The following is a 24,996-nucleotide window of genomic DNA, read 5'->3' as shown; positions in this document are numbered from 1 at the left end:
GCTTAGCTTATTTGTCATTGCAAAGCCATAAATAAATTTTTGCTTCATACGGATAACCGTAAGGCAAGTTTGCTCTTTTAGCACCATCAATAATTGGTTCAGCGCCATCGGTCAATTTACCTTCCAGGGTGCTGCCACCAGCGTCCAAGTGCTCTTCAAAAAAAAAGAATTTTTTATTCGGAGACACCTGGTTGCCGCTAGTGAGTAACTTTACTTCGTGTAATTCTTCAAAGACCTCTTGGTTATTTACTTTCAAGCCCAGCGCAGTTCCAGGAATCAATTTGCCTTTAGGCAACGACACATAAATACCACGGATGCGGCTGTATTGTTTGTCGGTTTGTGCATTGATGCGAACAGCGTCTCCTGGTGCAGCAATACGCACTCTGATTTGCTGAAACTTATGGTTCTTCATGGTAAATAAGTTTTAAAAATTAGGCTTTGATTACAGCAGTACCTCTCAATATTGCTTTCAGATAGGTATTGGTTGGTGCATTGTTAGCCCACTCAATATTCAATTCGATGCTTTGTTGGTCACGGATAATTTTTGGATTGTCCAGGATGAATAATCCTTTGAACGTATCCTTACCACTAGTTTGAAAAACTTCGCATGAAGTATTTGGAACTAGCACCGTACCGTTTGCTTTGAACTCAAATTCTCCGTTACGTAAGTAATCAGGAACGATGTCAAAATTTACACTTCCAGGACTGTTTTCTTTGTCGGCAGTACCACCCAATAAATGGATGCCATACAACAAGAAGTAATTTCCTTTTTCAAGTTTACCACTAGAGATGTTGCTAGAGCCCACCACTTTGTTGTCGTCATCTTTAAACATCTTAATGACTTTAGAGCCACTAATAGTTTTTACCACGTAGTAAGCTGTATCAACAGCTTGTAAGCTTTGATTAGCTAATCCAATTTGTATTTCTTTTGGTAACATAGAAATACGTTTTTCAAACTCTGCACGAGAGCGTGAACCTGTGGCTGCTGCCACTGCTTTTGATTGCGTTTGCATTTTGCGAAACAATTTCTTTCTGTCATTAGGACCACTAAGGTCTATGGCTTGCAAAAAGTCGTCTTCCGACATTGCTCCAAGTAAATTGTACTCACTGTTTTCGATTTGTCCGAGCGTTAGCATTTTTTAGAATTTTTAGATTGTTATTAATTAAATGATTTCGATGTATGAAAGGTCTTCCTCAGCAATTCCTTCCACGTTGCTTGCATAATCTTCAGGATTGAATGAAGTTGGAGATGAAAGCGCTGGCAAGTCTGGGTTGTAGCGTTCAATAGATAAGTTCATCGGTTCACGGTAAACGGCAGGTTCTCCCAATCCGTCAATGCCCGACATATTAAAGTCTGAAAGTCCAGCTAGTAAATCTTTTTTCAGAAATACTTTTACACCTGATAACATACCAGCTGCTCCAACACCTGTTGCCAACATTTTCATGTTAGGGTCTTTAAGCATTAAGTTGCCAGCAGCGCCTACGCCCAATAATACAATAGGACGAGCCATAGCTTTTACATTGAATCCTGTTGCCGTAGCATCTACATTCAATACTTTATCAATCATTTTTCCGCCTACGGAGCCAATTACGACACCGCCAGTAAGCATAGCCAAGGTTTTGATTTCACCCATCACAGCTTGGCCACTGAGCTTGGTTGTTTTTTTGCGTTGAACTGCCATGATATAGATTTTTAGATTTTTAAAATAATTTTACTGATTTTACTGTTGTTTTGTTTGCTGCTGTACTTCTAGTGGTTGCTGGCTTTTTAGCACGAGTAGTTGCAGGCTTTCTTCTAGTTCCATAACCTGAAAGGCTAGTCGCTTTTTTAGGTTTTACCAATTGATAAATACCAAAGGCTAACAAGCCTCCACCAATTGCCGCTGGCACAGGATTTTTCTTTATGAAATTCATAATGCCTCCGCCAGTGCTTGTGGGAGTAGTGGAAGGGTCGGTAGTAGCTACTGCACTGCCACTGTCACTCGTTGTGATTAATGATCTGTTTTGCTGTGGGTCGGAATTGGCTCCAGCATTTTCGCTTGCTTGAATTTCTGCCACTGCTGCCGCTGCCGTTGGGTCAGACATGGCTTCACTTTTTAGATTATTGACATCTACGTTTTCATTTTTGGCAAATAAGCCTGATTCCTTGATGATTTTTATGGCTGCAATAATTACAGGAGTTGCTGCTGCAATAACTGATCCCGTAGCAGGGTCGCCCAATTGTCCTAGCATATCATCTTCCACAAAACCATTAAGGTTTCCAGCCTTTCCTCTAAGGATAGCATTTTGCAGGGCACTTCGTTTACCTTGTAATTTATCCGCAAACAAATGTTCAATTTTGGCAAGTGCGTTTTTACTTTTTTGCCAGGTGGCAGCATTCACGCCTTTTGCAGCAGCTTGTTGCTGGGTTGCATAAGCCCACTTTAATTTGGAAGCCATTTTACCCATATTGATTTTCATGGCTAACAAAAAACCAGCACGAGCTGCAATAGTTAGCGGATTGAATTTTACAATTGCTTTGATAGCAACTTTAGCGGCATCACCCACTTTTTGACCTACCGTTTTTACCGTGTTTTTTACATTGGTAAAAAATTTCTTAATGCTAATACCACTAAGGGCTAAATCATCAGGGTCTAGGTCAACACCGTTAATCGTATTTACACCATTTCGGAGGTTAAGCTGCGCCTCGTTTTTTGCAAGTACTTCCAGTGCTTCATTTCGTTTGTCGGTGTACCAATACTGTATAGCATAGTCCAACATTTTAAGCAATGCCTGTGGATCATCTACCGATGATACCAGTCCAGGGTTTTGAGCCACAGCGTTACGAGTGGCTACTAAATTTTGATACAGTTTGTCTAAGTCTTCTTGTGGTGATGTTGCACCTAAGTCAAAACCTGTAAGCGATGTTGCCATAACAGCATCGTGCAAGTCATTACCAGGAACACCACTCAAGACAGCTACGTTTATGCCTTTTAAGTTCATAGTATAATCCATTTTATCGGTGTAAGTTTTTTCGTAATTGAATTCAGATAACACGCCATCAACAACACAATATTTTCTGCTGTCGTGTAAGGGCACAATCACATATACATGTTGCCAGGAATCGGCACTGTACTTGGTAATGCGAAAACTGTGTGGTATTTGAAGGTTGGTTAATATGCTTGAAACAAAAATGCTCATGCAGTCGCAATCCACGCCAGTAGAGCGTTCTGCCCATGAGCGTGCAGGTCTGCGAAGTTGTTCTAGTCCACGTTTATCCAATTTGTATTGGATGAATTGGTAAACAAATTCCCAAATAGCCTGGCATGTTTCAATTGTAGATGACCGTTGGAGTAATGGAGCTATTCGCTTGGTGTCGTCAAGGTACTTCCAAACTACCTTCTCCATTAGTTCCACGGTATCTGTTACTTCACCATCGTTTATGATGACACGGTCGCGTTCATCAGGCGGTGGAAAGTAAGCATTGAAACGACTCCCGTCTTTGATAGAACGGTAACCGCTTGTAACGGTCTTCATAGGAATATGTGACAGGCTTTTCATCAGATAAGTTTCGTTGGGGGTGATTGATAAAAGATGCCGTTCACATAAGTACTAAAAGACATTTCCATTGGAATTCCAAGTTGTGCTACTATATTCTTTTTGTTGCCAGCTTTAAAGGCTGCAATCACACTTGGAATTTTGGTAATTATATTGGATAACAATCCTGCTAAAACAGTCCAGGATAGTTGTAATTCGATGGTGTCAATTTGAGTAACGCCAAGAGGTTTGATGACAATGATTTTATCCTCAGCATTGGATTGCGAAAGGAATTTTCCATTGGTTGAAAGTGATACAACAGGTTTAGTAATGTTGATGCTATCACGTGAAGGATTATTGATAGAAACCTCTGTTCTAAAATACAAACCACCTAAGTTGATTTGATGCACGCGAGGATTTAACAACGAAAGCGTTGCTAATTCTGATACGTTTTGAACCTTTAATAACTTAACGATTCCATAAACGATTGTTCCTGCTATTGCTAAACCAACTACTTTGTTCATCTGAATTATTTTTTATGTTTTTTAAAATAATTTTTGATGCGAAAAGAACATTCGTCAAGCCCTTTTTTTACGACATAACCAGCCACAGCTGATACAACTGCATAAATGATAACAGTAGAAAGTCCAGGTAATGTAATGGCTAATAAAAGTGGCTTTGCCGTTATGGCTTTACCAACGCCACCAACAACTCCCGAAGCGGTAGTGAATAATGCGTTATGTGTAGGTTGCTCCATCAAGTTGTGTGTTCTTTAGGAGACAAACTTCAGGATAAGTTATTTGTTGAAAGGGCGTGTGAGGGCGTGTGTAGCTCTAAAGCGGTGTGTGTAGATATATGTGGGCATTTTTTATTATCTTTACAAATTGTGAATTTATTTCAAACTTTTTCGAAATAAATAATGGGATACAAACCTTCGCCAATCTACCCCAATTTAGGGTGATAAGCGAATGTTTTTAGCGTCTATTTACAAGTTAGCTACAATAATATTCGACCACTAAAATTTGAAAATAATTATGAAATTAAATTTTCTTCTTCTGACAACATTAAGCATTTTGACTTCCGTTGCTTTTGGACAAACCAAGTACATAAAGACAAACGAAGGAGAAATTGTGGACACAGTTACTTATTCTAAACTAAAAGACGCCCAAGTTGAAAAAATGAAAAGCATTTTTCCAACAAAAGACATTAAAATAGTTATAAAAGATAATTTCAAAGAAATAAAAAGGACTAAGGACAGTTTAATCTATACTTATAAATGGGACATTAAAATCGGTGACCCAAAAGTTAAAGAAAGTAAATCATTTGAACCAGACGACTATATGGACAAGGAGTTTCATTTACCAAACTTAAGGACATTAGACAATAAAAAGATTAGCATAAATGACTTAAAAGGCAAACCTACATTAATTAACTTTTGGTTTACAACTTGCAAACCTTGCATTGAAGAAATGCCAGTTTTGAGTGGAATTAAAACCCAATTAAAGGACTCTGTAAACTTTATTGCAATAACATTTGAAACATCTGAAAAGGTTAAAGCATTTTACAAAAAGCATAAGTTTAGTTTTACGCAGATTGCAAATGCTAAAAAATTTACTGACTCTATGAATATGGAAGCATTTCCTGTAAACATATTTTTAGACAAAAACGGCGTTGTTAAAAAAATAGAAAGTGGTATCCCTTACATACTTGACGACAAAAAGAAAATGAAAATGGGTGATGGAAAAGAATTTGTAGCAGCCTTAAGAGAATTACTGTAGCTAACATGGGAATTGCTGCAAGTGTGGCAGGACGTTGTAATCTTCGGCTGTAGTTCGCTATCAGCAGCGGTTTCGGCGGACGGAATTCTCTTGGGCTTTTGGTTCTTATCTTGTACTTTTAAATCTTTAATGAGCAGCAGTTCCGGGCAGGACAAGCAATGAATTCCACACCTGCAGCAATACCTGTTCGATAGCGGTCATTGGTATTACTACACTATTATGCTAATGTAAACGGGATCAACAACGATAAGGCAAATGAGTACAATTTCCGATGCTATTAAAAAAACAGACCATTCGTCATTTTAATCGGAAAATTTGAATTTATAATTTAAAAATTACATTACATGTTAGTTCAACAATTGAAACAACTTCAGGAAAAGCTTAAAAAGCTTAAGTCGCAAAAAATCATTTCTAAAGAGACGCGATAGAAATCAGGAGAATAGAAAAATGGTTTGAAGAATTTAATAAAGCAGAGTGATAATGCTGTACTTGCTTTAAAGTGATGTGCTTAGAAATCGCCACTTTTGGGTAGATGCAAAACATTTAAAAAACAATAAATCACGGCTCCCCAAACTCATCTATAATAACCCTCACATGAGCTGGAGTAAATAATCTAATACCTGATTTATACCCAAGTTTTTCAAGTCTTGGTAAAGCAGTTTCGCTTTCGTTTATCCATCTATGCAACTGTGCACTTGCACTTTTTTTAGTTACATGCGGACATAAAAATATAAATTCAAATTATTTTAGAATAAATCTAAAATTCTTTCTCACCTATTTCACTGGTTGGAAGTTTATTTTTACTACTTATTTTATTAAAATTATAACTGAAATTCAATAGTAAAACGTTTGTTTCGTATGTGTAGTTAGTTGTAGTATAAAAATCAGCACCGAAAGTTGTAATTCGTTGTTGGTTAGAACCCATATTGCCAAAATTGATATTTTGCCATTGTATTCCAATAGTTCCATTTCCCTTCAAAATGGTTTTCTTTGCGGATAAATTAGGTGATAAAAAACGGGAATCTTCACCTTGAGCAGTAGGTTTTGCTGAAGTATAATTTATATTGGCTGTAAGACTCAAAGTTTTATCCAAATTGAATGTACTATTAGTATTTAGCGAATAGGCCCAATTAGAATTATCCACGTTTGATGTAATCCCTAAAATATTTAATTTCCCTGTAATTTTATAATTATAGATATTTCCACCTAAATATAAAGAAAACCATTTCACAGGTTTTAAATTAGTTCCAAATTCTAATCCTAATAACCTTGCTTTTTCTGCATTTGTAAAAACTCTATTTAGAATTGTATCAGCATAAACACTATTTACCCGTTGAATTGGGTTTTTGATATTTTGATAATATAATGTTGCAAATAAAGTTCCTTTTTTAAAGCTGTGGTTCATGCCTAATTCAACTAAATCTACAAATTGAGGTTTCAAATCTGGGTCTCCCTGTTCCAATGTTTCTGAATGTTCTCTTTCTGGTATTGGGTTTAATTCAAAATTATTGTTGCGTTGTATTCTTTTACTGTAGCCTAATTTTGCATTCCAATAAGTATTAAAAGTATATAATAAATTGGCTGAAGGAAATAAATTACTCAATTTCAACAAATGAGGATTGGAATCTGTGGATAAAACAACTTCTCTTGACGAGTACTCACAGCGCAATCCAGCTATGTAATCCAATTTATTTGTTTTGCCGCTGTATTGAGAATAGAACCCATTAATATGGTTTACTGATTTTGCAGTTCCTCTGAAGTTGGCAGCGTCTGGTTGAACAGAAATTGGTGTTACGATGTAATCAAACTTACCGTTTTGTTGATCGAATCTGTACTGATAACCACTTTCTAATTTCCCTAAACCAATTGGAATTGAATAATCTAATTTAAATCGGAAGCCATCTATTGGATTTTTGTAGGGATTATTTACTTCTTGTAATACAATCGATCTTGTTGCTAAATCTAAATTCTTGTTGATTGTATTGCCATATAAATCTGCATTTTCATATAACAGTGAAGTCATCAAATTTGATTTGTTTGCAAAAGTATGAGTGTAATCAAGGTTTGTTAGGGTAAATGTACCTTCTTTGGTTTGTACATTCGAATTAAAATACGCGTTTTCACTTATTAAAGCATTGGTGTTTAAATCAGATGTTGAATTATTATATACAATATCTGCGCGTCGGGCTTGGAATTTTTTACCTATGAAGAAACCGAAATTAAAAACATCATTTTTATTTGCTGTATAAGAAATTGCAGTTTTGGTTCCGTAATTGTACTTGTCAAAACTTCGTTCTCCATTCGATGGAAATCGAGTGATTGTGTTGTTAATAAAGTTTTTGGTAAATACATTTCCTTCACGATATCCATTGACATCATTTCGAAGATAATTTCCACTAATGGTAATATCAAATTTTTTGGTTCTATAATTAAACGTTATATCGCCACCAAATCGTTTTGGTTTTTCTAAATTATCATAATCATTTATACTTGGAAGTCCACCAGATAAATTTGATATGAGAGCTATACCATTCTTATTATTTTTGGTAATAATATTTATTATACCTCCTTTTCCATCAGGGTCATATTTTGCCGAAGGTGAGGTTATTAATTCAATATTTTCTATTGTATTGGCTGGTAATTGACTCAAAAGAGTTTGAGCATCTGAAAGTACTGGTTTTCCATTTACCAAAATCATGAATCCATTAGAACCTCGAAGACTAATTTCACCTTGTCCATTAACTGTAACAGAGGGTAAATTTTTTATAACATCAATTGCAGTTCCTCCATTTGCCGTTGCAAATTGGTCAGCTTTATATTGTTGCTTATCGATTTTATTATAAAAATTTGATTTTGTTCCTTTAATAATAACTTCTTCTAACGATTGATTGCTTCGTTGTAATTTGAAGGTATCTAAATTTAAGACTTGGTTATTTTTAAGAAGAATGTTTTCTAAATACTGAATTTCATAGCCTATAAAGTAGATTTTGATTTTGTAATTACCTGATTGTATATTTTGAATAACAAAATTTCCGTTTTTACCTGTTATTACTCCTGAAACTACAGAATTATCAATTTGACTCACTAAAGAAACACTAGCATATTCTATCGGCTCCAAGGTTTGATTGTCAATTACTATACCTTTAAACGAGCTTTTTTGAGCAAAAGCTGAAGTAATAAAAAAAAACAAAATAAAAGACGCAATTTCCTTTCTAAAAAACATAATTAAGTTTTACGATTAAGCCCTATTTTTCTTAAAAATTTAAGAATTGCAAATGTATCACTAAATCTAAAAAACAGCACTATAAGAGGATATAAACTTAACAACTTTCGTTATTAAACTACGGCTCCCCAAACTCATCAATAATAACTCTCACATGAGCTGGAGTAAATAATCTAATACCTGATTTATACCCAAGTTTTTCAAGTCTTGGTAAAGCAGTTTCGCTTTCGTTTATCCATCTATGCAACTGTGCACTTGCACTTTTTTTAGTTACATGCGGACAATATAATTGTGCGAGCTCACCATAACCGTAAGCTCGCACTTTAAAAGTTTCTTCATTCATTTTGGTGTCGTTTAAATTACACCCCCCGTTTTGAATAAATTAAACTGATGCAGCTGCCTTTGGAAACGAAAGTCGTGAACCCATTTTAAGAGCCAAGTCCGTCATGTCATTTCCAATTTTAGTATCTACAATCCTGGCATAATGCTGCGTTGATTTTATATCCTTGTGCCCAAGCATCCTGGAAACCGATTCAATAGGCACGCCATTCATCATGGTAACGGTAGTAGCAAACGTATGCCTGGCAACGTGAAAGGTTAATGATTTTTCTAGCCCTATAAGCGTTTGAATTTCTTTGAGGTAGGCATTTAATTTTTGATTGCTAATTACTGGCAATACTTTTTCCTCTGCTTTCAAAATACTCAAGTCGGTATATTTCTCAATGATGAAGGTTGGCACATTCAACAATGGAATTTGCGCCTTAACCTTTGTCTTTTGTCTTCGGGTACGAATCCATAACACACCTTTAGGGTCGCATTCGATTTCTGAGGCCTTTAACTTGAATAAATCCGCATAAGCAAGCCCACTGAAACAAGAGAATACGAAAAGGTCTCTAACGAGCTCTAATCGAGGAATCATGATTTCTAAATCCATGATGTTCTGCAATTCCTTTTCAGTGAGGTAAGGACGATCAACTTCACGAAGCGTTAATTTAAAATCTGCAAACGGATTAATTTTAAGCCAGCCGTTTTTAAATCCAATCATTACAATCCGTTTGAAGTTTTGTAAATACTTGATAGTGGTGTTGTAGTTGCACATTTTTTTTGTGCGGAGAAACACTTCAAACTTTACAACCATTTGTCGATTGATTAATTTAATCGGCACATCATGTACTCGGTATTCTTCCAAGAGGAATTGCTTCATCCATTTCAAAGCCGTGCAATACTTTTGATAGTTTGCATAAGAGGTTTCTTTTCCGATGAGTAATTTTAGGTCATGGGTATGGTCTTCCCACACGGTACAAAGTGTTTTTGACTTGCTAGTGTTCACACACAAAATGGCATCGCGTAAAAGTTCAGGAGTTGCCTGGTCATAGAGAGCGTTAAGGTCTGCGTACTTGTTATACGCATTTGCTTTGAACGCTTCCATGTAACGATTTACTTCTAAAGCCTCTGAAGTTTTTCCTTTGCACATTCCAAGTTTGCCATCCCAAACTTCGGGTTGAACATATCTTTTTGTGAACATGGCGAGCGATTGACCGTTGATGGTAATTCGCATGTTGATGGGGCAGTCTCCGTTTTTTGTAGGACGGGATCTGTTGATGTAAAACATCAATCTGAAAGTTGTTTTTGACGACATAATAATTTTATCAAATGGCCCCCCATTTTGAGTACAAATTTGATGACAAAATCTCGAGTTGCAAAACGTCAAAACGAGACAGGACGCGACATTGAGCGACATACTGTGACGTAATTGGTGTTTTTTTGGATTACGTCACAAGTTGCAAAATAAATGTGTCGTTTTATGGCGTTTTAAGTCGTTTTCAGAGCCATATTTTTCCATAAAAAAAACCCCGATTATCATTGATAATCAGGGTTTTAGCTTATTTCTTGTTAGAAATGATGCGGAGAAAGAGGGATTCGAACCCCCGGACCTGTTACAGTCAACAGTTTTCAAGACTGCCGCATTCGACCGCTCTGCCATTTCTCCAATAAGTCAAACATCAATTTCTCAATGCGGTTGCAAATATAGGAACCTTTTTTTGTTTTGCAAAAACTATTTTTATAAAAATGAACTTATTTTTAATACTAACAAATTAAGCGTTTCATTATCTATAGGTTACACGAATCAAAAGTAGCTTATAATAATTAATAAGTCACATATTCTGTGATTTCAAGCCCATATCCAATCATTCCAACTCTCTTAGTATGGGTTGCATTAGAAACTAATCGTATTTTAGAAATATCAATATCATGTAGTATTTGAGCACCAATACCATAGTCTTTGCTGTCAATTACAATTTTTGGTGCTTTTAAAATACCTTCTGATTGCAATGTTTTAAGTTCTGAAATCCTACTTAGTAAATTTACTGACTGCATGTCTTGGTTAATGAATATTACAGCTCCCTGTCCTTGTTCATTAATGATTTTAAACATGTCATCTAACTGCTGGTCGGCATTATTAGTCAACGTTCCTAACAAATCATTATTCACTTGTGTCGAATTAATTCGGGTTAAAACCGGTTCGCCTAAATTCCAAGTGCCTTTTGTTAAGGCAATATGAATTTGTTTGTTGGTGGTTTGTTCGTATGCTCTTAATCTAAAAATACCAAATCGAGTTTCTACATCAAAATCTTCTTTCTTTACAATCAAAGAATCGTGTTGCATGCGGTAGGCAACTAAATCTTCAATAGAGACTAATTTTAAATTAAACTTTTTAGCTACTTCAACTAATTGAGGGAGACGAGCCATAGTACCATCTTCATTCATGATTTCAACAATCACTCCAGCCGATTTAAAACCTGCCAGTCTTGCAAAATCAATAGCCGCCTCTGTATGCCCCGTTCTTCTTAGTACTCCTCCTTGTTTGGCTACAAGCGGGAAAATATGCCCAGGACGCGCTAAATGATACGGTTTTGTATTTGAATCTATTAAAGACAATATTGTTTTGGCTCTGTCTGATGCCGAGATGCCCGTTGTAACTCCATTTCCTTTCAAATCTACCGAAACGGTAAAAGCAGTTTCCATGTGATCGGTATTGTTCGAAACCATAGGACGTAACTCTAATTCTTTGCAACGACTTTCTGTTAATGGGGCACAAATTAAACCTCTACCATGGGTTGCCATAAAATTAATCATCTCTGGCGTTACTTTTTCAGCGGCAGCTAAGAAATCGCCTTCGTTTTCACGGTCTTCATCATCTACTACAATTATTATTTTACCTTGACGAATATCTTCAATGGCTTCTTCAATTGTATTCAGAATTAATTGTTCAGTTTGCATTTTGGGCTATTGATTTTGTGAAGGAAATATTTTTTTAAATAATTTTTGAAAAGGCAGAAGTACTACATCCATATTTATAAAACCGATATCATTGGTTGCTCTATAGGTTAATAAACACGCAAAAGGGGTTAAAATAAAAGTGGCCATCCAACACCCTAAAAATGGCGTGAGTCCGTCTTCCTGAGCTATTTTCTTTCCAAAGGTATTTACGAAGTGATAAATAATAAAGATTAACACCGCAAAAACAATTGGAAGTCCCAAACCTCCTTTTCTTATAATTGCACCCAATGGGGCGCCTATAAAAAACATTAAAATACAGGCAAATGCAATTACAAACTTATCGTAAAAAGCAATCCAATGACTGTTAATTACTTTTGTTTTCGATTCGAGTTCTTGTTCTGTAGAATCAATCATATAATTGGTATTGATAATAGAGCTATTGGCTAATTGTAATATTGCCGATTGATCCTGAGGTGTAAAATTAGAAATTAAATCAGGATTCTTTATTTTAGAAGCTGTGATGCTATCATTTAACGCTTTGTTTGCACTAAAATAGGCTTGCGCTACAGTCCTTTGATACGAATTATCTACAAACGAAATAATATCTTTCTTTCGGTTGTTTTCTAGTGAATCGATGGTGTACTTTAATTCACTCAAATTAAGCATCGAATTGGTGTTTGTAATGGTATAATCTTCGCTATTGGTGTTGTTTAATTTTGATAAATCTATATAGATGATGTATTTTTTGAAAGAACTTTTTGCAAAAGGAATTTTATTTCGTTCTTCGTATTTTTCAGGAACAATGTCTTCATAATAATAGCCATCATTGAGTACTAACTTTAAAATATTAGATTTTTCGTTACTAATAAGTTCTCCGTTTTTGGCTTTAATTACGTTTTTGCTCCCGTCAAAATTGTTCGATTTTTTGTGAATAGTTATTCCGGTAAGAAAATTGCCATTCTCCCCTGATTTTTTATCGACTTTAATATTGTAGCTTCCTACATCACTAAATTGTCCTTCGGCTATTGCCATTGCAGGCTTTATTTGTGCGATGTCTTTCCTGAAATTAATAAATTTAAATTCAGAATACGGAATTACATTATTAGCAAATATAAACGCACCGCAACTCAGAATTAAAATGAAAAAAGTTAAAAACTTCATTGTTCTTTGCAGCGAAATACCAGCCGATTTCATGGCAGCAAATTCATAATTTTCAGCAAAATCACCAAATGACATTATAGAAGCCAATAGAACCGAAAGAGGTAATACTAGCGGAATAATTCTTGGCATGGCAAACATTAAGAATTTGATTACCAAAATAAAGTCTAAATCTTTACCCGCAAGTTCAGAAATAAACAACCAAACTGTTTGAAGAATGAATATAAAAAAAAGGATTACAAATACAGAGGTAAATGTAATCACAAATGTTTTTAGAATGTATTTATCTAGTATTTTCACTTAAAACTAATCTAACTTATTGATGTAGTATTTTGGGTATTTACTCGCCTCAAAGGTAAATTGATTTTTTGACAAAGGTTGATTGGTTTTGAAAGAATTTACAGTTAAAATGGTTTTGGTTCCATTTTTCCCCACTTCAATTACATTGTAAATGTTTTTGGTTTGATTATCGATTCCTAAAAGAATTTCTTTTCTGGCATCTTTAGCATTTATTGGTATTAACTTAATGTACTGAATTTTTCTGCCTTTTACATCCTGCAAAATATCCCAAACATATTTGTAACCTGAGTTAAAAAAAGTTAACATTTTAGAGGGTGTTATAGAACTTTCGTCTTTTTCATTAAATTTTGTGATGTTAATTTCTTCGTCTTCAGGATTAATGGTATACGTCTTTTTTCCATCAAAAAGCTTCGTAACACCCATTAAATTCAAAACAAACAAATTGCCTTTCATGGTAACATTGCCTTTGCTTTCTTGATTGATGTTTTCCTTGCTATTATTTAAAGTGTACTTAAAATCAATCACTATGTTTTCATAGGTTTTGATTTTTGCGGTTACTTGGTCTAATAGATTTTTGGCTTTTTTATCTTGCGCTTGAATGGAATAACTAAAAAGAAGTAATGCAAATACAGCTAAACATTTTTTCATGTTATGAATTATTTTGTTCATTGTTAAAAAACTGATCTAGAGCATTCATGTCTAAAATGTTTACGCTTCTTGCTTTACTTCCTTCAAAAGGACCAACAATTCCAGCGGCTTCTAACTGATCAATTAATCTTCCCGCTCTGTTGTAGCCCAACTTTAATTTTCGTTGCAGCAATGAAGCCGAACCTTGCTGAGAAGTTACAATTATTTCTGCTGCTTCTCTAAACATAGAATCTCTTTCAGAAATATCTATATCAAGATTAATGCCACTTTCTTCTCCAATAAATTCAGGAAGTAAATAAGCGTCTGGATAAGCTTTTTGAGAGCCTATAAATTCAGTTATTTTTTCTACCTCTGGAGTATCTATAAAGGCACATTGCACCCTAACGACATCATTTCCGTTGGTGTACAACATATCTCCACGACCTATAAGCTGATCGGCACCTTGCGTATCTAATATAGTTCTCGAATCAATTTTCGACGTTACTCTAAAAGCGATTCTAGCAGGGAAATTGGCTTTTATTAAACCCGTAATTACGTTTACAGAAGGTCTTTGTGTCGCTATAATTAAATGAATTCCAATAGCACGAGCCAATTGCGCTAATCTGGCAATGGGAACTTCTACTTCTTTTCCGGCAGTCATTATCAAATCGGCAAACTCATCTACAACTAAAACAATATAAGGTAAAAAACGGTGACCGTTTTCAGGATTTAGCTTACGGGATTTAAACTTTTCGTTGTACTCTTTTATATTTCTAACCATTGCATCTTTCAATAAAGAGTATCGGTTGTCCATTTCAACACAAAGAGAGTTTAAAGTATTGACTACTTTTGCATTATCAGTAATGATTGCATCACCCGAATCTGGTAGTTTGGCAAGGTAATGTCTTTCAATTTTGTTAAATAGAGTCAGCTCCACTTTTTTAGGGTCTACCAATACAAATTTTACTTCTGCAGGGTGCTTTTTGTATAGTAAAGAAGTTAAAACCGCATTCAAACCAACCGATTTTCCTTGACCAGTAGCTCCAGCCATCAACAAGTGAGGCATTTTAGCCAAATCGACCACAAAAGTTTCGTTAGAAATGGTTTTTCCTAAGGCTATTGGCAATTCCATTTCGGCTTCCTGAAATTTGGCTGAACCTATAACACTTTTCATCGAAACCATGGTAGGGTTTTTATTGGGAACTTCAATACCAATGGTTCCTTTTCCGGGAATAGGAGCAATGATACGAATTCCTAATGCCGCTAGCGATAAGGCGATATCATCTTCTAAACTTTTAATTTTAGAAATCCGAATTCCAGCTTCTGGGACAATCTCATATAATGTAACAGATGGCCCTACAGTTGCTTTAATTTGTGCAATTTCTATTTTATAATTGCGAAGTGTTTCTACAATCTTATTTTTGTTTTCTTCTAATTCTTCCTGATTAATTGTAATTCCTCCTGTAGAATATTCTTTTAACAAATCTAAAGTAGGAAACTTATAATTAGATAAATCTAAAGTTGGGTCAAACAATCCAAAATCGGCTACTAAACGAGAAGCTAAATTCTCTTCAATAATGTCTTCTTCTTTTGATTTTTCAATTACAAAAGCTTCATCATTGGTATGTATGAGTTCCGGAGTAGGAGCAACACTCTGTTTGATAGACGGTTCTAATTGTATCTCGGAAGCGTGTTGTATCGTGGGTTTTAAACTTTCTTTGTTGATTTCAAATTTCGAAATGGGTTTTAATTCGGGCTCTTCTATTTCCTCATCCTCATCCTCATCCTCCTCATTTACAGCAAATTCTTCAAGATTATAGTCATTAGAAATAATAGGGGTTTTTGAAGTTTTAAGGTCGTCAGAAATCTCTTTTGAGCTTCTTTCAAAGAAAGATTTAATGGCATCTGGCGATACTCTTATCTTGTAGATTAAATAGATGATTATTCCAAAAGATAAAACCAATAAAGTACCTGTTTTTCCTAAATAAGTTTGAGAAAGTAGGTTTATTTCATAGCCAATTGTACCCCCTAATTCTGGCAAATTACTAAAGCAGAAACTACATAAAACTGAAAGGATTATCATTACAAATAAATCCCAAAACCAAATGTTTTTTAGTTTCAGTAAGGAAATATCTAGTGCTAGGAATGCTCCTGTAAGAAAAAATAATTTTACAAATAAAAAGGAAGCCAATCCAAACCCTCTGTAAATAAAGAAGTCAGCTATAATTGCACCAAATTTTCCTAACCAATTGTTTACCGTTTCATTTTTGTTACCTATTTCTAAAACAGCACTTTGATCTTCTTGACCATGAATATAAAATGAAATAAATGCAACTAGTAAAGCAATAGAAAATAGCATTAGCAAACTCCCAAAAAGCATTTTTTGTTGTCGCGTTATTTTCCAGCTTTTTTTCTGCTCGCTAGTATTGTCTATTTTTTTATCAGTGGTTGTCTTGGTTGTTTTTGCCATACTTATTAAAATAGAAAACTAAAATTTTATTTGCTTTATAGAAATTTTGGTACATATATAATTAAGCCAACAGCTATAGCCGTCATAGCGGCAAAGAATACTGCTCCTGCGGCAATGTCTTTTATAAAACCTATTTTCTCATGAAACTCTGGGTGAATAAAATCGGCTACTTTTTCTACTGCAGTGTTTAATCCTTCAATACCAAGAACCAAACCAATAGCAAGCGTTTGAACGAGCCACTCTTCATGCGAAATATGAAAATAAAAGCCAGCAAATACCATTAAAATGCCAATAAAAGTTTGCACCATTACGCTATGTTCAGTCGTAACAAGCTTTATAGCACCTTTAAGAGCAAATCCCATGCTTTTAAATCTTCCGGTAAAAAAAGAATTGTCTTTTTGAAATTCCATTATTTATTATAAAGCAGCTATTGCTTTTTCGTAATTAGGTTCATCTGCAATTTCAGGAACTTGTTGGGTATATTTTATAATGCCATTTTCATCTAAAATAATAACTACTCTAGAAAGTAAACCTGCAAAAGGCCCATCAAGTATTTCTAAGCCATAATCTTTACCAAAGCTTCCTGATTTAAAATCAGATAAGCTAATAACATTTTCTAATCCTTCTGCACCACAAAAGCTTTTTTGTGCAAAAGGTAAATCGCGGGAAATACATAGTACTTTAGTGTTTACTAATGCACTAGCCTTTGAGTTAAATTGTCTTACTGATGCAGCACAAACTCCTGTTCCAACGCTAGGAAAAATATTTAATACTAATTTACTTCCAGCAAATTCAGCTAGAGAAGTTGAACCTAAATCGGTATTTACTAATTCAAATTGTGGTGCTTTTGAACCTACTTTTGGTAATTCACCGCTTGTGTTTATAGGATTTCCTCCTAATGTTATTGATGCCATTTTTGTATATTTTATGAATCACCAAAAATAGGAAATTATTTCGGATTTGGTAATAACAACTTATTTATAAATTTAACATTAAAAATACAGCTTATAATATTATTATATTGTAATATTGCAATATAGTAATTAATATAAAAATGGGAGCATCAAAATCAGAGTCTTTTTCAGAAGAACATAACGAAATGGCAAGTTTGTTTAAAGCACTTTCGCATCCAGCCAGAATAGCAATTGTCGATTATTTATTGAAAGTCGGCACCTGTATTTGTGGTGATATTGTAAACGAATTGCCTTTGGCACAACCCACCATTTCGCAGCATTTGGCAGCACTAAAAAACGCCAACATCATTAAAGGAAATATTGAAGGAACTGCTATTTGTTATTGTATCAATCCTGACACTATTGATAAAATTGAAAATCATTTTGGTATGATTCGCCATAAATTAAAGAACAAATGTTGTTAAGTAAATTCCAATGGTATTAATTTTAATATCTTAATACTTAATACTAAAAGTCTTAAAACTCTAATTATGAAACTATCAGAAATAAAAAAACAGCTAAAAAGTCTTTCTCAAATTGCTTTTCAATTGCCCAATGGCGAATGGGTTCCTCATCATTTTCACGTTACCGAAGTGGGAAAAGTATCCAAAGATTTCATCGATTGTGGTGGCGTGGTTCGTAAAGAAGAGGTAGCTAATTTCCAACTTTGGGAAGCCAACGATTACAATCACAGATTACACCCTGAAAAATTGCTTCACATAATTGAATTGTCTGAAGAGAAGCTTCAAATTCCAGATTTAGAAATAGAAGTCGAATATCAAATGGCAGCAACTATAGGAAAATTCGGTTTGGATTTTGACGGTAAAAACTTCCAATTAAAATCAAAACTAACTGATTGCTTAGCCAAAGACAATTGTGGTATTCCACCAGAAAAATTAAAAGTCAAAATAGGCGATTGGAAGCCAAAAGAAACTTCGTGTTGCACGCCTGAATCAGGTTGTTGCTAAAATTTTAATCAAATAGAAACAATAAAATCTAAAGAATCTAAAAAATATAAATAATTTAAAATACACTTTGTGAGCTTTGTGCCTTCTCTGTGTCTTTGTGGTAAAAGAAATAATATGTTAGAAAATTTATCAAAAACAATTAAGTCTATTTCAGAAATTCCTGTTCCAAACGAACGAAAAGAAGTATTAAATCCTTTAGTAAATTACATTCAAAACAAAATAAACGCGAATGAAGAAATTAGGTTGAACTTCATTTGTACACACAATTCTAGAAGAAGTCATTTATCTCAAATTTGGGCACAAACAATGGCGTTTCATTTCGGAATTAAAAATGTATTTTGTTATTCAGGCGGAACCGAAGCTACAGCAATGTTTCCTAAAGTCGCCGAGACGTTAACCAATCAAGGATTTCAAATTCAGAGAGTAAGCGAAGAGCAAAACCCAGTATATGCCGTAAAATTTGATGAGAATCAGCATCCGGTCATTTGTTTTTCAAAATCCTATTTTCATGATTTCAATCCAAAAACTTATTTCGGAGCAATCATGACTTGTAATAATGCTGACAAAGGTTGCCCAATGGTTTTTGGTGCAGAATCAAGATTTCCAATAAAATATGACGACCCAAAAGCTTTTGACGGAACGGTTTTAATGAATGAAAAATACGCAGAAAGAAGTTTACAAATTGCAAGTGAAATGTATTTTGTGTTTTCTCAAATCAAATAAGTATCAATCGCAATATCAAGGTCAATTATAATTTCAATAGACATACAAATCTTAATAAACTTAATATCTTAATGGTTTAAAAATGAAAAAGCGTCTCAACTTTCTCGACAGATTGCTAACACTTTGGATATTTCTTGCTATGGTAATTGGAGTTGGAATTGGTTATTTTATTCCGAACTCTGCTAGCTTTATCAATTCCTTCTCATCGGGTACTACAAATATTCCGTTAGCTATTGGCTTAATTTTGATGATGTATCCTCCGTTAACCAAAATTGACTTTTCCAAAGTGCCACAAATGTTTGGCAAACCAAAACTGCTAACTGCTTCCTTTTTAATAACATGGATTGTTGGTCCATTTTTAATGTTTTTATTGGCGACTTTTTTCCTAAAAGACTATCCTGAATACATGACCGGTTTAATCATTATAGGAATTGCGCCTTGTATTGCTATGGTTATTGTTTGGAACGAACTTGCCGAAGGAAACCGAGAATTAACAGCTGGTTTAATCGGAATTAATAGTTTATTGCAGGTTTTCTTTTTTAGTTTGTATGCCTATTTTTATTTGAAAATCATGTTGCCTTTATTTGGAATTAAAGGTCAAGAATTGAATATTACTATTACTGAAATTGCCAAGACTGTTGGTGTTTATTTAGGAATTCCTTTTGCTTTAGCTGTTACCAGTCGATTTTTAATTAAAAAGTTTATTGGTGAAAAATGGTTCAATCAAAAGTTCATTCCGTTTGTTTCTCCTATCACTTTAATTGCGTTACTTTTTACTATTGTAATAATGTTTAGTTTAAAAGGAGAAATGATTGTCGATTTACCATTAGATGTGCTTAGAATTGCACTTCCGTTAGTTATTTTCTTTGCAATTATGTTTTTCTTAATGTTTTTTGTTTCTAAACAAATTGGAGCCAATTATCGTGATGCGGTTGCATTATCATTTACAGCCTCTGGAAACAATTTTGAATTAGCAATCGCTGTTTCTATAGGTGTTTTCGGAATCAATAGCGGACAAGCTTTCGCAGGTGTTATAGGACCTTTAGTAGAAGTTCCAGCATTGATACTATTAGTGAATGTAGCATTTTGGTTGAGAAAGAAATATTTTCATTAGGTTTTCACACAAATATTTTTTGAATAAAAGTTTAAATACTATATTTGTTTACTATGGTAAAATGCATCTCCATAATGTTTCTCTCAATTTACTTGTTCTCGGTGGTTCAAGTAAATGAATTATTGAAAATTCCTAACATGTTTGAACATTATCAAGAGCATCAAGAAAATGAACCTACGATTAGTCTATTGCAATTTATTTGCATTCATTATATGTATGGTGAAGTTTATGACGATGATTTTGAAAAAGATATGAAATTGCCATTCAAATCACACAGCTCAAATTGCTTGTGCACGTTTATCTTCTGTCTTGTAAATCAAAACTATAGTTTTACTACTAAATTCTTCTTTAAAGAGTTTAAGAAACAAAAGTTCACATACACTTTCTCATTTATCTCCAGTTATCTGTCTGCTATTTGGCAACCTCCCCAATTTGGTTAATTAGATTTTTTATTTCTTAAAGACAATTTTCAATACAATTTGTTTTGGAAGGAAGTTTGCATTTATAAATTTAATTTTAACGATATCATGCTAAATAAAATCATTGCATTTTCAATAAAAAATAAGCTAATTATTGGATTATTCATGTTTGCTTTAGTTTCCTATGGGATATATGAAACCACTAAATTACCCATTGATGCTGTTCCAGACATTACAAACAATCAGGTTCAAGTAATAACTAGTGCTCCATCTTTTGGGGCAACTGATATTGAACGTTTAGTTACATTTCCTATTGAACAAGCCAATAATAACATTTCTGGGTTAAAAGAAATTAGAAGTTTTTCAAGATTTGGATTGTCATTAGTAACTATCGTTTTTGATGATGATACAGACATTTATTGGGCAAGACAACAAGTTATGGAGCGATTGCAAAAGGTGCAAACTCAAATCCCAAGTGGAATAGGGTCTCCTGAATTGGGACCCGTTTCTACTGGACTTGGGGAAATATATCAATACGTTGTTAGACCCAAAAAGGGGTACGAAGAAAAATACAATGAAACCGAATTACGAACGATTCAAGATTGGATTGTTCGCAGACAATTAATAGGCGTAAAAGGGGTTGCCGAAGTAAGTAGTTTTGGAGGAAAATTAAAGCAATATGAAATTGCAATACATACCAACAAATTACAGTCCTACGGATTAACCATCAATGATGTATTTACAGCTGTTGAAAAAAACAATCAAAATACAGGAGGATCATATATTGAAAAAGGCGCTACAACTCTTTTTATTAGAAGCGAAGGGTTAATAGGTACTATTGAAGATATTCAAAACATTGCGATAAAAACTGAGGCCTCGGGAACACCTTTATTTATTAGGGATGTAGCTGAAGTACAATTAGGATACGCAACCCGATATGGAGCAATGACCTATAATGATCAAGGAGAAGTTTCGGGTGCTGTAGTTATGATGCTTAAAGGAGCAAACAGTAGCGATGTTATAAAAAATGTAAAAGAGCGTGTGGCTCAAATTCAAAAAACACTACCTGAGGGTGTTGTAATAGAACCTTTCTTAGACCGCACTAAAATGGTGAACAACGCTATAGGAACAGTTGAAAAAAACTTACTTGAAGGTGCTTTAATTGTAATTTTTGTTTTGGTCATTTTCCTCGGTAATCTCAGAGCTGGTTTATTGGTTGCATCGGTAATTCCTTTAGCAATGTTGTTTGCAATTATTTTAATGAACACTTTTGGAGTAAGCGGTAACCTAATGAGTTTGGGGGCACTAGATTTTGGACTTATTGTAGATGGAGCTGTAATTATTGTTGAGGCTGTCATGCATCAATTAACACACAGTAAAAAATTTAAAAAAGTAGATACCTTGTCTCAGAAAAAAATGGATAAAGAAGTGCAAATTTCAGCCAGTAAAATGATGAACAGTGCGGTTTTTGGACAAATTATCATACTTATTGTTTACCTTCCAATATTCACTTTACAAGGCATAGAGGGAAAAATGTTTAAACCAATGGCTCAAACTGTAGCTTTTGCATTATTAGGAGCTTTTATTTTATCACTAACCTATATTCCAATGATGAGTGCTTTATTTTTAAGCAAAAAAGTAAAACATGAAGCCAATCTTTCGGACAGAATTATGATAAAAATTGAAATGAAGTACCAATATTTGCTAAGAAAGATTTTAAATTTTCCTAAAATTGTAATCTCATCTGTAGTTGCTTTATTCGTTATTTCTGTTGTGATACTATCATCACTAGGAGGCGAATTTATACCTGCGTTAGAAGAAGGTGATTTTGCTGTTGATACAAGAGTTTTAACAGGAAGTAATTTAAACACTACTATTGAAAGCACTCAAAAAGCGGCTCATATCCTTAAATCACAATTTCCGGAAGTTGAAAAAGTAGTTTCGAAAATAGGTAGTGGCGAAGTACCAACAGATCCAATGCCAATGGAAGCAAGTGATATGATGGTGATATTAAAAGACAAATCAGAATGGACATCGGCCAAAACTTTTAATGAATTATCAGGTAAAATGAGTAAAGCATTAGAAGATGTTCCCGGGATTACTGCAGGTTTTCAATACCCTGTTCAAATGCGTTTTAACGAACTAATGACTGGAGCACGGCAAGACGTTGTTTGTAAAATATTTGGAGAAAACCTTGACACATTGGCGGTTTATGCCAACAAGTTAGGAAAAATAATTACTACTGTCGAAGGGGCTCAAAACTTATTTATTGAGCCTGTTACTGGAATGCCACAAGTTGTAATTGAGTACAATAGAAACATCATCTCCCAATATCATTTGAATATTGAAGATATAAATAAAGTTGTCAATACTGCTTTTGCTGGTCAAAGTGCTGGATTGGTATTTGAAGGGGAAAAACGTTTCGATTTAGTGGTTCGATTGAATAACAATCAACGAAAAGATGTTGAAGATGTTCAAAACTTATTAATCCCGACACCACAGGGAACACAAATTCCACTTTCACAACTAGCGAATGTCGCTATTAAAAACGGTCCAAATCAAATACAACGTGAAGATGCCAAACGCAGAATAGTCGTTGGCTTTAACGTTAGAGGTAGAGATGTACAAAGTATTGTAGATGAATTACAGCAAAAAGTCGAGCAAAAAATTAAATATCCACCAGGCTATTATACTACCTACGGAGGTGCTTTTGAAAATTTAAATGAAGCCAAAGCTCGATTGATGATTGCAATTCCAGTTTCATTATTATTGATTTTTATTTTATTATTTTTCGCTTTCAATTCTGTAAAACAAGGATTGTTAATCTACTCTGCAATTCCACTTTCGGCTATTGGTGGGATTTTATTTTTAGCACTCCGAGGAATGCCTTTTAGTATTAGTGCTGGAGTAGGTTTTATAGCGCTTTTTGGGGTAGCTGTTTTAAATGGAATTGTATTAATTTCTGAATTTAATCAACTAAAATCAGAAGGGATGACCGATTTGAATCGTATTGTTTTAATGGGAACCAAAGTTCGTTTACGACCTGTTTTAATGACCGCCTTTGTAGCATCATTAGGATTTTTACCAATGGCTATAAGCAATGGTGCTGGTGCAGAAGTGCAACGACCTTTGGCTACTGTAGTTATAGGTGGATTAATGATTGCAACTTTTTTAACATTGTTTGTGCTTCCTATTTTATACGTAACTTTTGAAAAAGGAGTTGGTTTTAATCCATTTAAGAAGAACGTTTCAATTTTAATAATTTTAGGAATGTTGTCTTTAAATACTGCTCAAGCTCAGACCACAATTACTTTGCAAAAAGCAGTAGAGACAGCTTTAAAAAATAATTACGGTATTAAAGGAGAACGGCTAAAATCGGACTATCAACAAAAAATAATTAAAACGGCAACCAATATTGCCCCGGTAAACATTACTGGCGACTATGGACAATTTAACAGTGTTTATAATGATAATCGATTTGGATTATCGCAATCATTGAGTTTTCCAACAGTCTACAGTAGACAAAAAAAATTATATACTGAAGAATGGAAATCAGCGGCATTAAATGTTAGTCTTAAAGAGGCCGAACTAAAACGCTCGGTAACCAAAACGTTTTACACCTTAGTGTATCTAAATGAAAAAGAAAAATTATTGATAAAAAGTGATACAGTTTTTGCTGAATTTCTAAAAAAATCAGAATTGCGATTTAAAAAAGGAGAAAGTAATATTCTTGAAAAAACAACCGCCGATTCCCAGAGAGGTGCTGTAAGAATGCAGTTAATTCAATTGCGTGAAGAAAAAGAATTAGTTCAAAATCAACTGCAATTACTACTCAATTCAGATCAAGAATTAGTACCACAAATAGAAACCCTTAAGTTAGTATTAGATAAAACTATAGATAGCACATTGGTTGCACAACACCCATTTATTGCTCTTTTAGAACAACAAAAAAAGATAAATGCTACTTCAACTAAACTTGAAAAATCGAAGTTGTTGCCAAACTTAATTTTGGGATATAACAATACATCTATCGCTGGAACAGGCGCTGATAATGTTTTTTATGACAAATCCAACAGATTTCAATCGGCTCAATTTGGACTTGGGATTCCGTTGTTTGGAGGTTCTCAAAAAGCCAAAATTGCGGCTTCTAAAATTGGAGAAAAATTGGCGCAAAATGAGTTAGAAAAAGAAAAACAAGTTCTTGAAAAACAATTCAAGGCAATATTCAATCAATACAATAGCAATATTGAAAAGTTAGACTATTTTGAAAAAACTGCCCTGCAAAATGCCGAAATAATTATTAAAACAGCAAATTTACAATTTCTAAATGGCGAAATAAATTACTTAGATTGGGTTGTGCTTATCAATCAAAGTATTGCCATCAAGAGTGATTATATTGACACTATTTTAAGTCATAATGAAAGTGTTGTTCAACTAAACTATCTAACTTCAAAACAGTAATCTT

23 protein-coding genes and 1 tRNA gene are annotated in these 24,996 nt (G+C 34.1%); 7 read left to right on the top strand and 17 right to left on the bottom strand.

The features are described 5' to 3' along the window. Window positions 1-7 precede the first annotated feature (7 nt). The 6 genes from ACFQ0S_RS05860 to ACFQ0S_RS05835 are packed head-to-tail and all read right to left on the bottom strand — an operon-like array spanning window position 8 to window position 4,273. Window positions 8-412, bottom strand: coding sequence for a hypothetical protein (locus tag ACFQ0S_RS05860; protein WP_379756469.1), 405 nt, complete (start codon window positions 410-412; stop codon window positions 8-10). Window positions 413-431: 19 nt separating this feature from the next. Next, a complete protein-coding gene (locus ACFQ0S_RS05855) occupies window positions 432-1,136 on the bottom strand; it encodes a hypothetical protein (RefSeq protein ID WP_379756472.1) in 705 nt (234 codons plus the stop codon). A gap of 27 nt (window positions 1,137-1,163) precedes the next feature. Further along, the gene (locus tag ACFQ0S_RS05850; protein WP_379756475.1) at window positions 1,164-1,682 is read right to left on the bottom strand and encodes a hypothetical protein; all 519 of its coding nucleotides are present in this window, start codon (window positions 1,680-1,682) and stop codon (window positions 1,164-1,166) included. Between the two features lie 19 nt (window positions 1,683-1,701). Next, a complete protein-coding gene (locus tag ACFQ0S_RS05845; RefSeq protein ID WP_379756478.1) occupies window positions 1,702-3,540 on the bottom strand; it encodes a hypothetical protein in 1,839 nt (612 codons plus the stop codon). Continuing rightward, the gene (locus ACFQ0S_RS05840) at window positions 3,540-4,040 is read right to left on the bottom strand and encodes a hypothetical protein (protein ID WP_379756481.1); all 501 of its coding nucleotides are present in this window, start codon (window positions 4,038-4,040) and stop codon (window positions 3,540-3,542) included. Before ACFQ0S_RS05840 ends, ACFQ0S_RS05845 begins: the two co-directional genes overlap by 1 nt. A gap of 5 nt (window positions 4,041-4,045) precedes the next feature. Then, window positions 4,046-4,273 carry a hypothetical protein gene (locus ACFQ0S_RS05835; RefSeq protein WP_379756483.1) on the bottom strand — a complete coding sequence of 76 codons (228 nt, stop codon included), beginning with the start codon at window positions 4,271-4,273 and terminating at the stop codon, window positions 4,046-4,048. 277 nt (window positions 4,274-4,550) lie between these two features. On the opposite strand from ACFQ0S_RS05835, the gene ACFQ0S_RS05830 reads away from it, so the two are divergent. Then, on the top strand, window positions 4,551-5,294 hold the full coding sequence (locus ACFQ0S_RS05830) for a TlpA family protein disulfide reductase (RefSeq protein WP_379756486.1): 744 nt from the start codon (window positions 4,551-4,553) through the stop codon (window positions 5,292-5,294). 558 nt (window positions 5,295-5,852) lie between these two features. Here the strand turns inward: ACFQ0S_RS05830 and ACFQ0S_RS05825 are convergent. The 11 genes from ACFQ0S_RS05825 to tpx all read right to left on the bottom strand — a co-directional run bounded on the left by ACFQ0S_RS05825 (window position 5,853) and on the right by tpx (window position 17,268). Next, window positions 5,853-6,026, bottom strand: coding sequence for a DUF4248 domain-containing protein (locus ACFQ0S_RS05825; protein WP_379756814.1), 174 nt, complete (start codon window positions 6,024-6,026; stop codon window positions 5,853-5,855). Between the two features lie 25 nt (window positions 6,027-6,051). Further along, window positions 6,052-8,517 (bottom strand): TonB-dependent receptor domain-containing protein, encoded by a 2,466-nt coding sequence (locus ACFQ0S_RS05820; RefSeq protein ID WP_379756489.1) that lies wholly within the window; start codon window positions 8,515-8,517, stop codon window positions 6,052-6,054. Between the two features lie 118 nt (window positions 8,518-8,635). Beyond that, window positions 8,636-8,860, bottom strand: coding sequence for a DUF4248 domain-containing protein (locus tag ACFQ0S_RS05815; protein WP_379756492.1), 225 nt, complete (start codon window positions 8,858-8,860; stop codon window positions 8,636-8,638). A gap of 39 nt (window positions 8,861-8,899) precedes the next feature. Then, on the bottom strand, window positions 8,900-10,129 hold the full coding sequence (locus ACFQ0S_RS05810; protein ID WP_379819064.1) for a site-specific integrase: 1,230 nt from the start codon (window positions 10,127-10,129) through the stop codon (window positions 8,900-8,902). Between the two features lie 293 nt (window positions 10,130-10,422). Beyond that, window positions 10,423-10,507, bottom strand: a tRNA-Ser gene (locus tag ACFQ0S_RS05805). Between the two features lie 158 nt (window positions 10,508-10,665). Beyond that, entirely contained in the window at window positions 10,666-11,799 is a 1,134-nt protein-coding gene (gene ribB / locus ACFQ0S_RS05800) for a 3,4-dihydroxy-2-butanone-4-phosphate synthase (RefSeq protein ID WP_379756499.1), read from the bottom strand. 6 nt (window positions 11,800-11,805) lie between these two features. Next, window positions 11,806-13,257, bottom strand: coding sequence for an LptF/LptG family permease (locus ACFQ0S_RS05795; protein ID WP_379756502.1), 1,452 nt, complete (start codon window positions 13,255-13,257; stop codon window positions 11,806-11,808). Window positions 13,258-13,263: 6 nt separating this feature from the next. Further along, entirely contained in the window at window positions 13,264-13,905 is a 642-nt protein-coding gene (locus ACFQ0S_RS05790) for a LolA family protein (RefSeq protein WP_379756505.1), read from the bottom strand. Window position 13,906: 1 nt separating this feature from the next. Beyond that, window positions 13,907-16,354 (bottom strand): DNA translocase FtsK, encoded by a 2,448-nt coding sequence (locus tag ACFQ0S_RS05785; protein WP_379756508.1) that lies wholly within the window; start codon window positions 16,352-16,354, stop codon window positions 13,907-13,909. Window positions 16,355-16,389: 35 nt separating this feature from the next. Continuing rightward, complete coding sequence (locus ACFQ0S_RS05780) at window positions 16,390-16,764, bottom strand: diacylglycerol kinase family protein (protein WP_379756511.1); 375 nt, start codon at window positions 16,762-16,764, stop codon at window positions 16,390-16,392. A 6-nt stretch (window positions 16,765-16,770) separates the two neighbouring features. After that, window positions 16,771-17,268, bottom strand: coding sequence for a thiol peroxidase (gene tpx / locus ACFQ0S_RS05775; RefSeq protein WP_379756514.1), 498 nt, complete (start codon window positions 17,266-17,268; stop codon window positions 16,771-16,773). Between the two features lie 140 nt (window positions 17,269-17,408). Here tpx and ACFQ0S_RS05770 point away from each other — a divergent pair, with 140 nt between their 5' ends. From ACFQ0S_RS05770 to ACFQ0S_RS05745, 6 genes are all read left to right on the top strand, one after another. Beyond that, a complete protein-coding gene (locus tag ACFQ0S_RS05770; RefSeq protein ID WP_379756517.1) occupies window positions 17,409-17,732 on the top strand; it encodes an ArsR/SmtB family transcription factor in 324 nt (107 codons plus the stop codon). 66 nt (window positions 17,733-17,798) lie between these two features. Next, on the top strand, window positions 17,799-18,275 hold the full coding sequence (locus tag ACFQ0S_RS05765; RefSeq protein ID WP_379756520.1) for a DUF6428 family protein: 477 nt from the start codon (window positions 17,799-17,801) through the stop codon (window positions 18,273-18,275). A gap of 114 nt (window positions 18,276-18,389) precedes the next feature. After that, a complete protein-coding gene (locus tag ACFQ0S_RS05760; RefSeq protein ID WP_379756523.1) occupies window positions 18,390-18,998 on the top strand; it encodes an arsenate-mycothiol transferase ArsC in 609 nt (202 codons plus the stop codon). A gap of 82 nt (window positions 18,999-19,080) precedes the next feature. Then, on the top strand, window positions 19,081-20,112 hold the full coding sequence (gene arsB, locus ACFQ0S_RS05755) for an ACR3 family arsenite efflux transporter (RefSeq protein ID WP_379756526.1): 1,032 nt from the start codon (window positions 19,081-19,083) through the stop codon (window positions 20,110-20,112). A gap of 137 nt (window positions 20,113-20,249) precedes the next feature. Then, window positions 20,250-20,552: a hypothetical protein gene (locus ACFQ0S_RS05750; RefSeq protein WP_379819058.1), complete on the top strand. Its 303-nt coding sequence runs from the start codon at window positions 20,250-20,252 to the stop codon at window positions 20,550-20,552. 87 nt (window positions 20,553-20,639) lie between these two features. Next, window positions 20,640-24,992, top strand: a complete 4,353-nt coding sequence (locus ACFQ0S_RS05745) for a CusA/CzcA family heavy metal efflux RND transporter (RefSeq protein WP_379756533.1) — start codon at window positions 20,640-20,642, stop codon at window positions 24,990-24,992. Window positions 24,993-24,996: the final 4 nt, after the last annotated feature.

The sequence above is a fragment of the Flavobacterium myungsuense genome, assembly GCF_042677265.1.
In the GTDB taxonomy this organism is placed as follows: Bacteria; Bacteroidota; Bacteroidia; order Flavobacteriales; family Flavobacteriaceae; genus Flavobacterium; species Flavobacterium myungsuense.
This window is presented reverse-complemented; position numbering and strand designations above follow the sequence as displayed.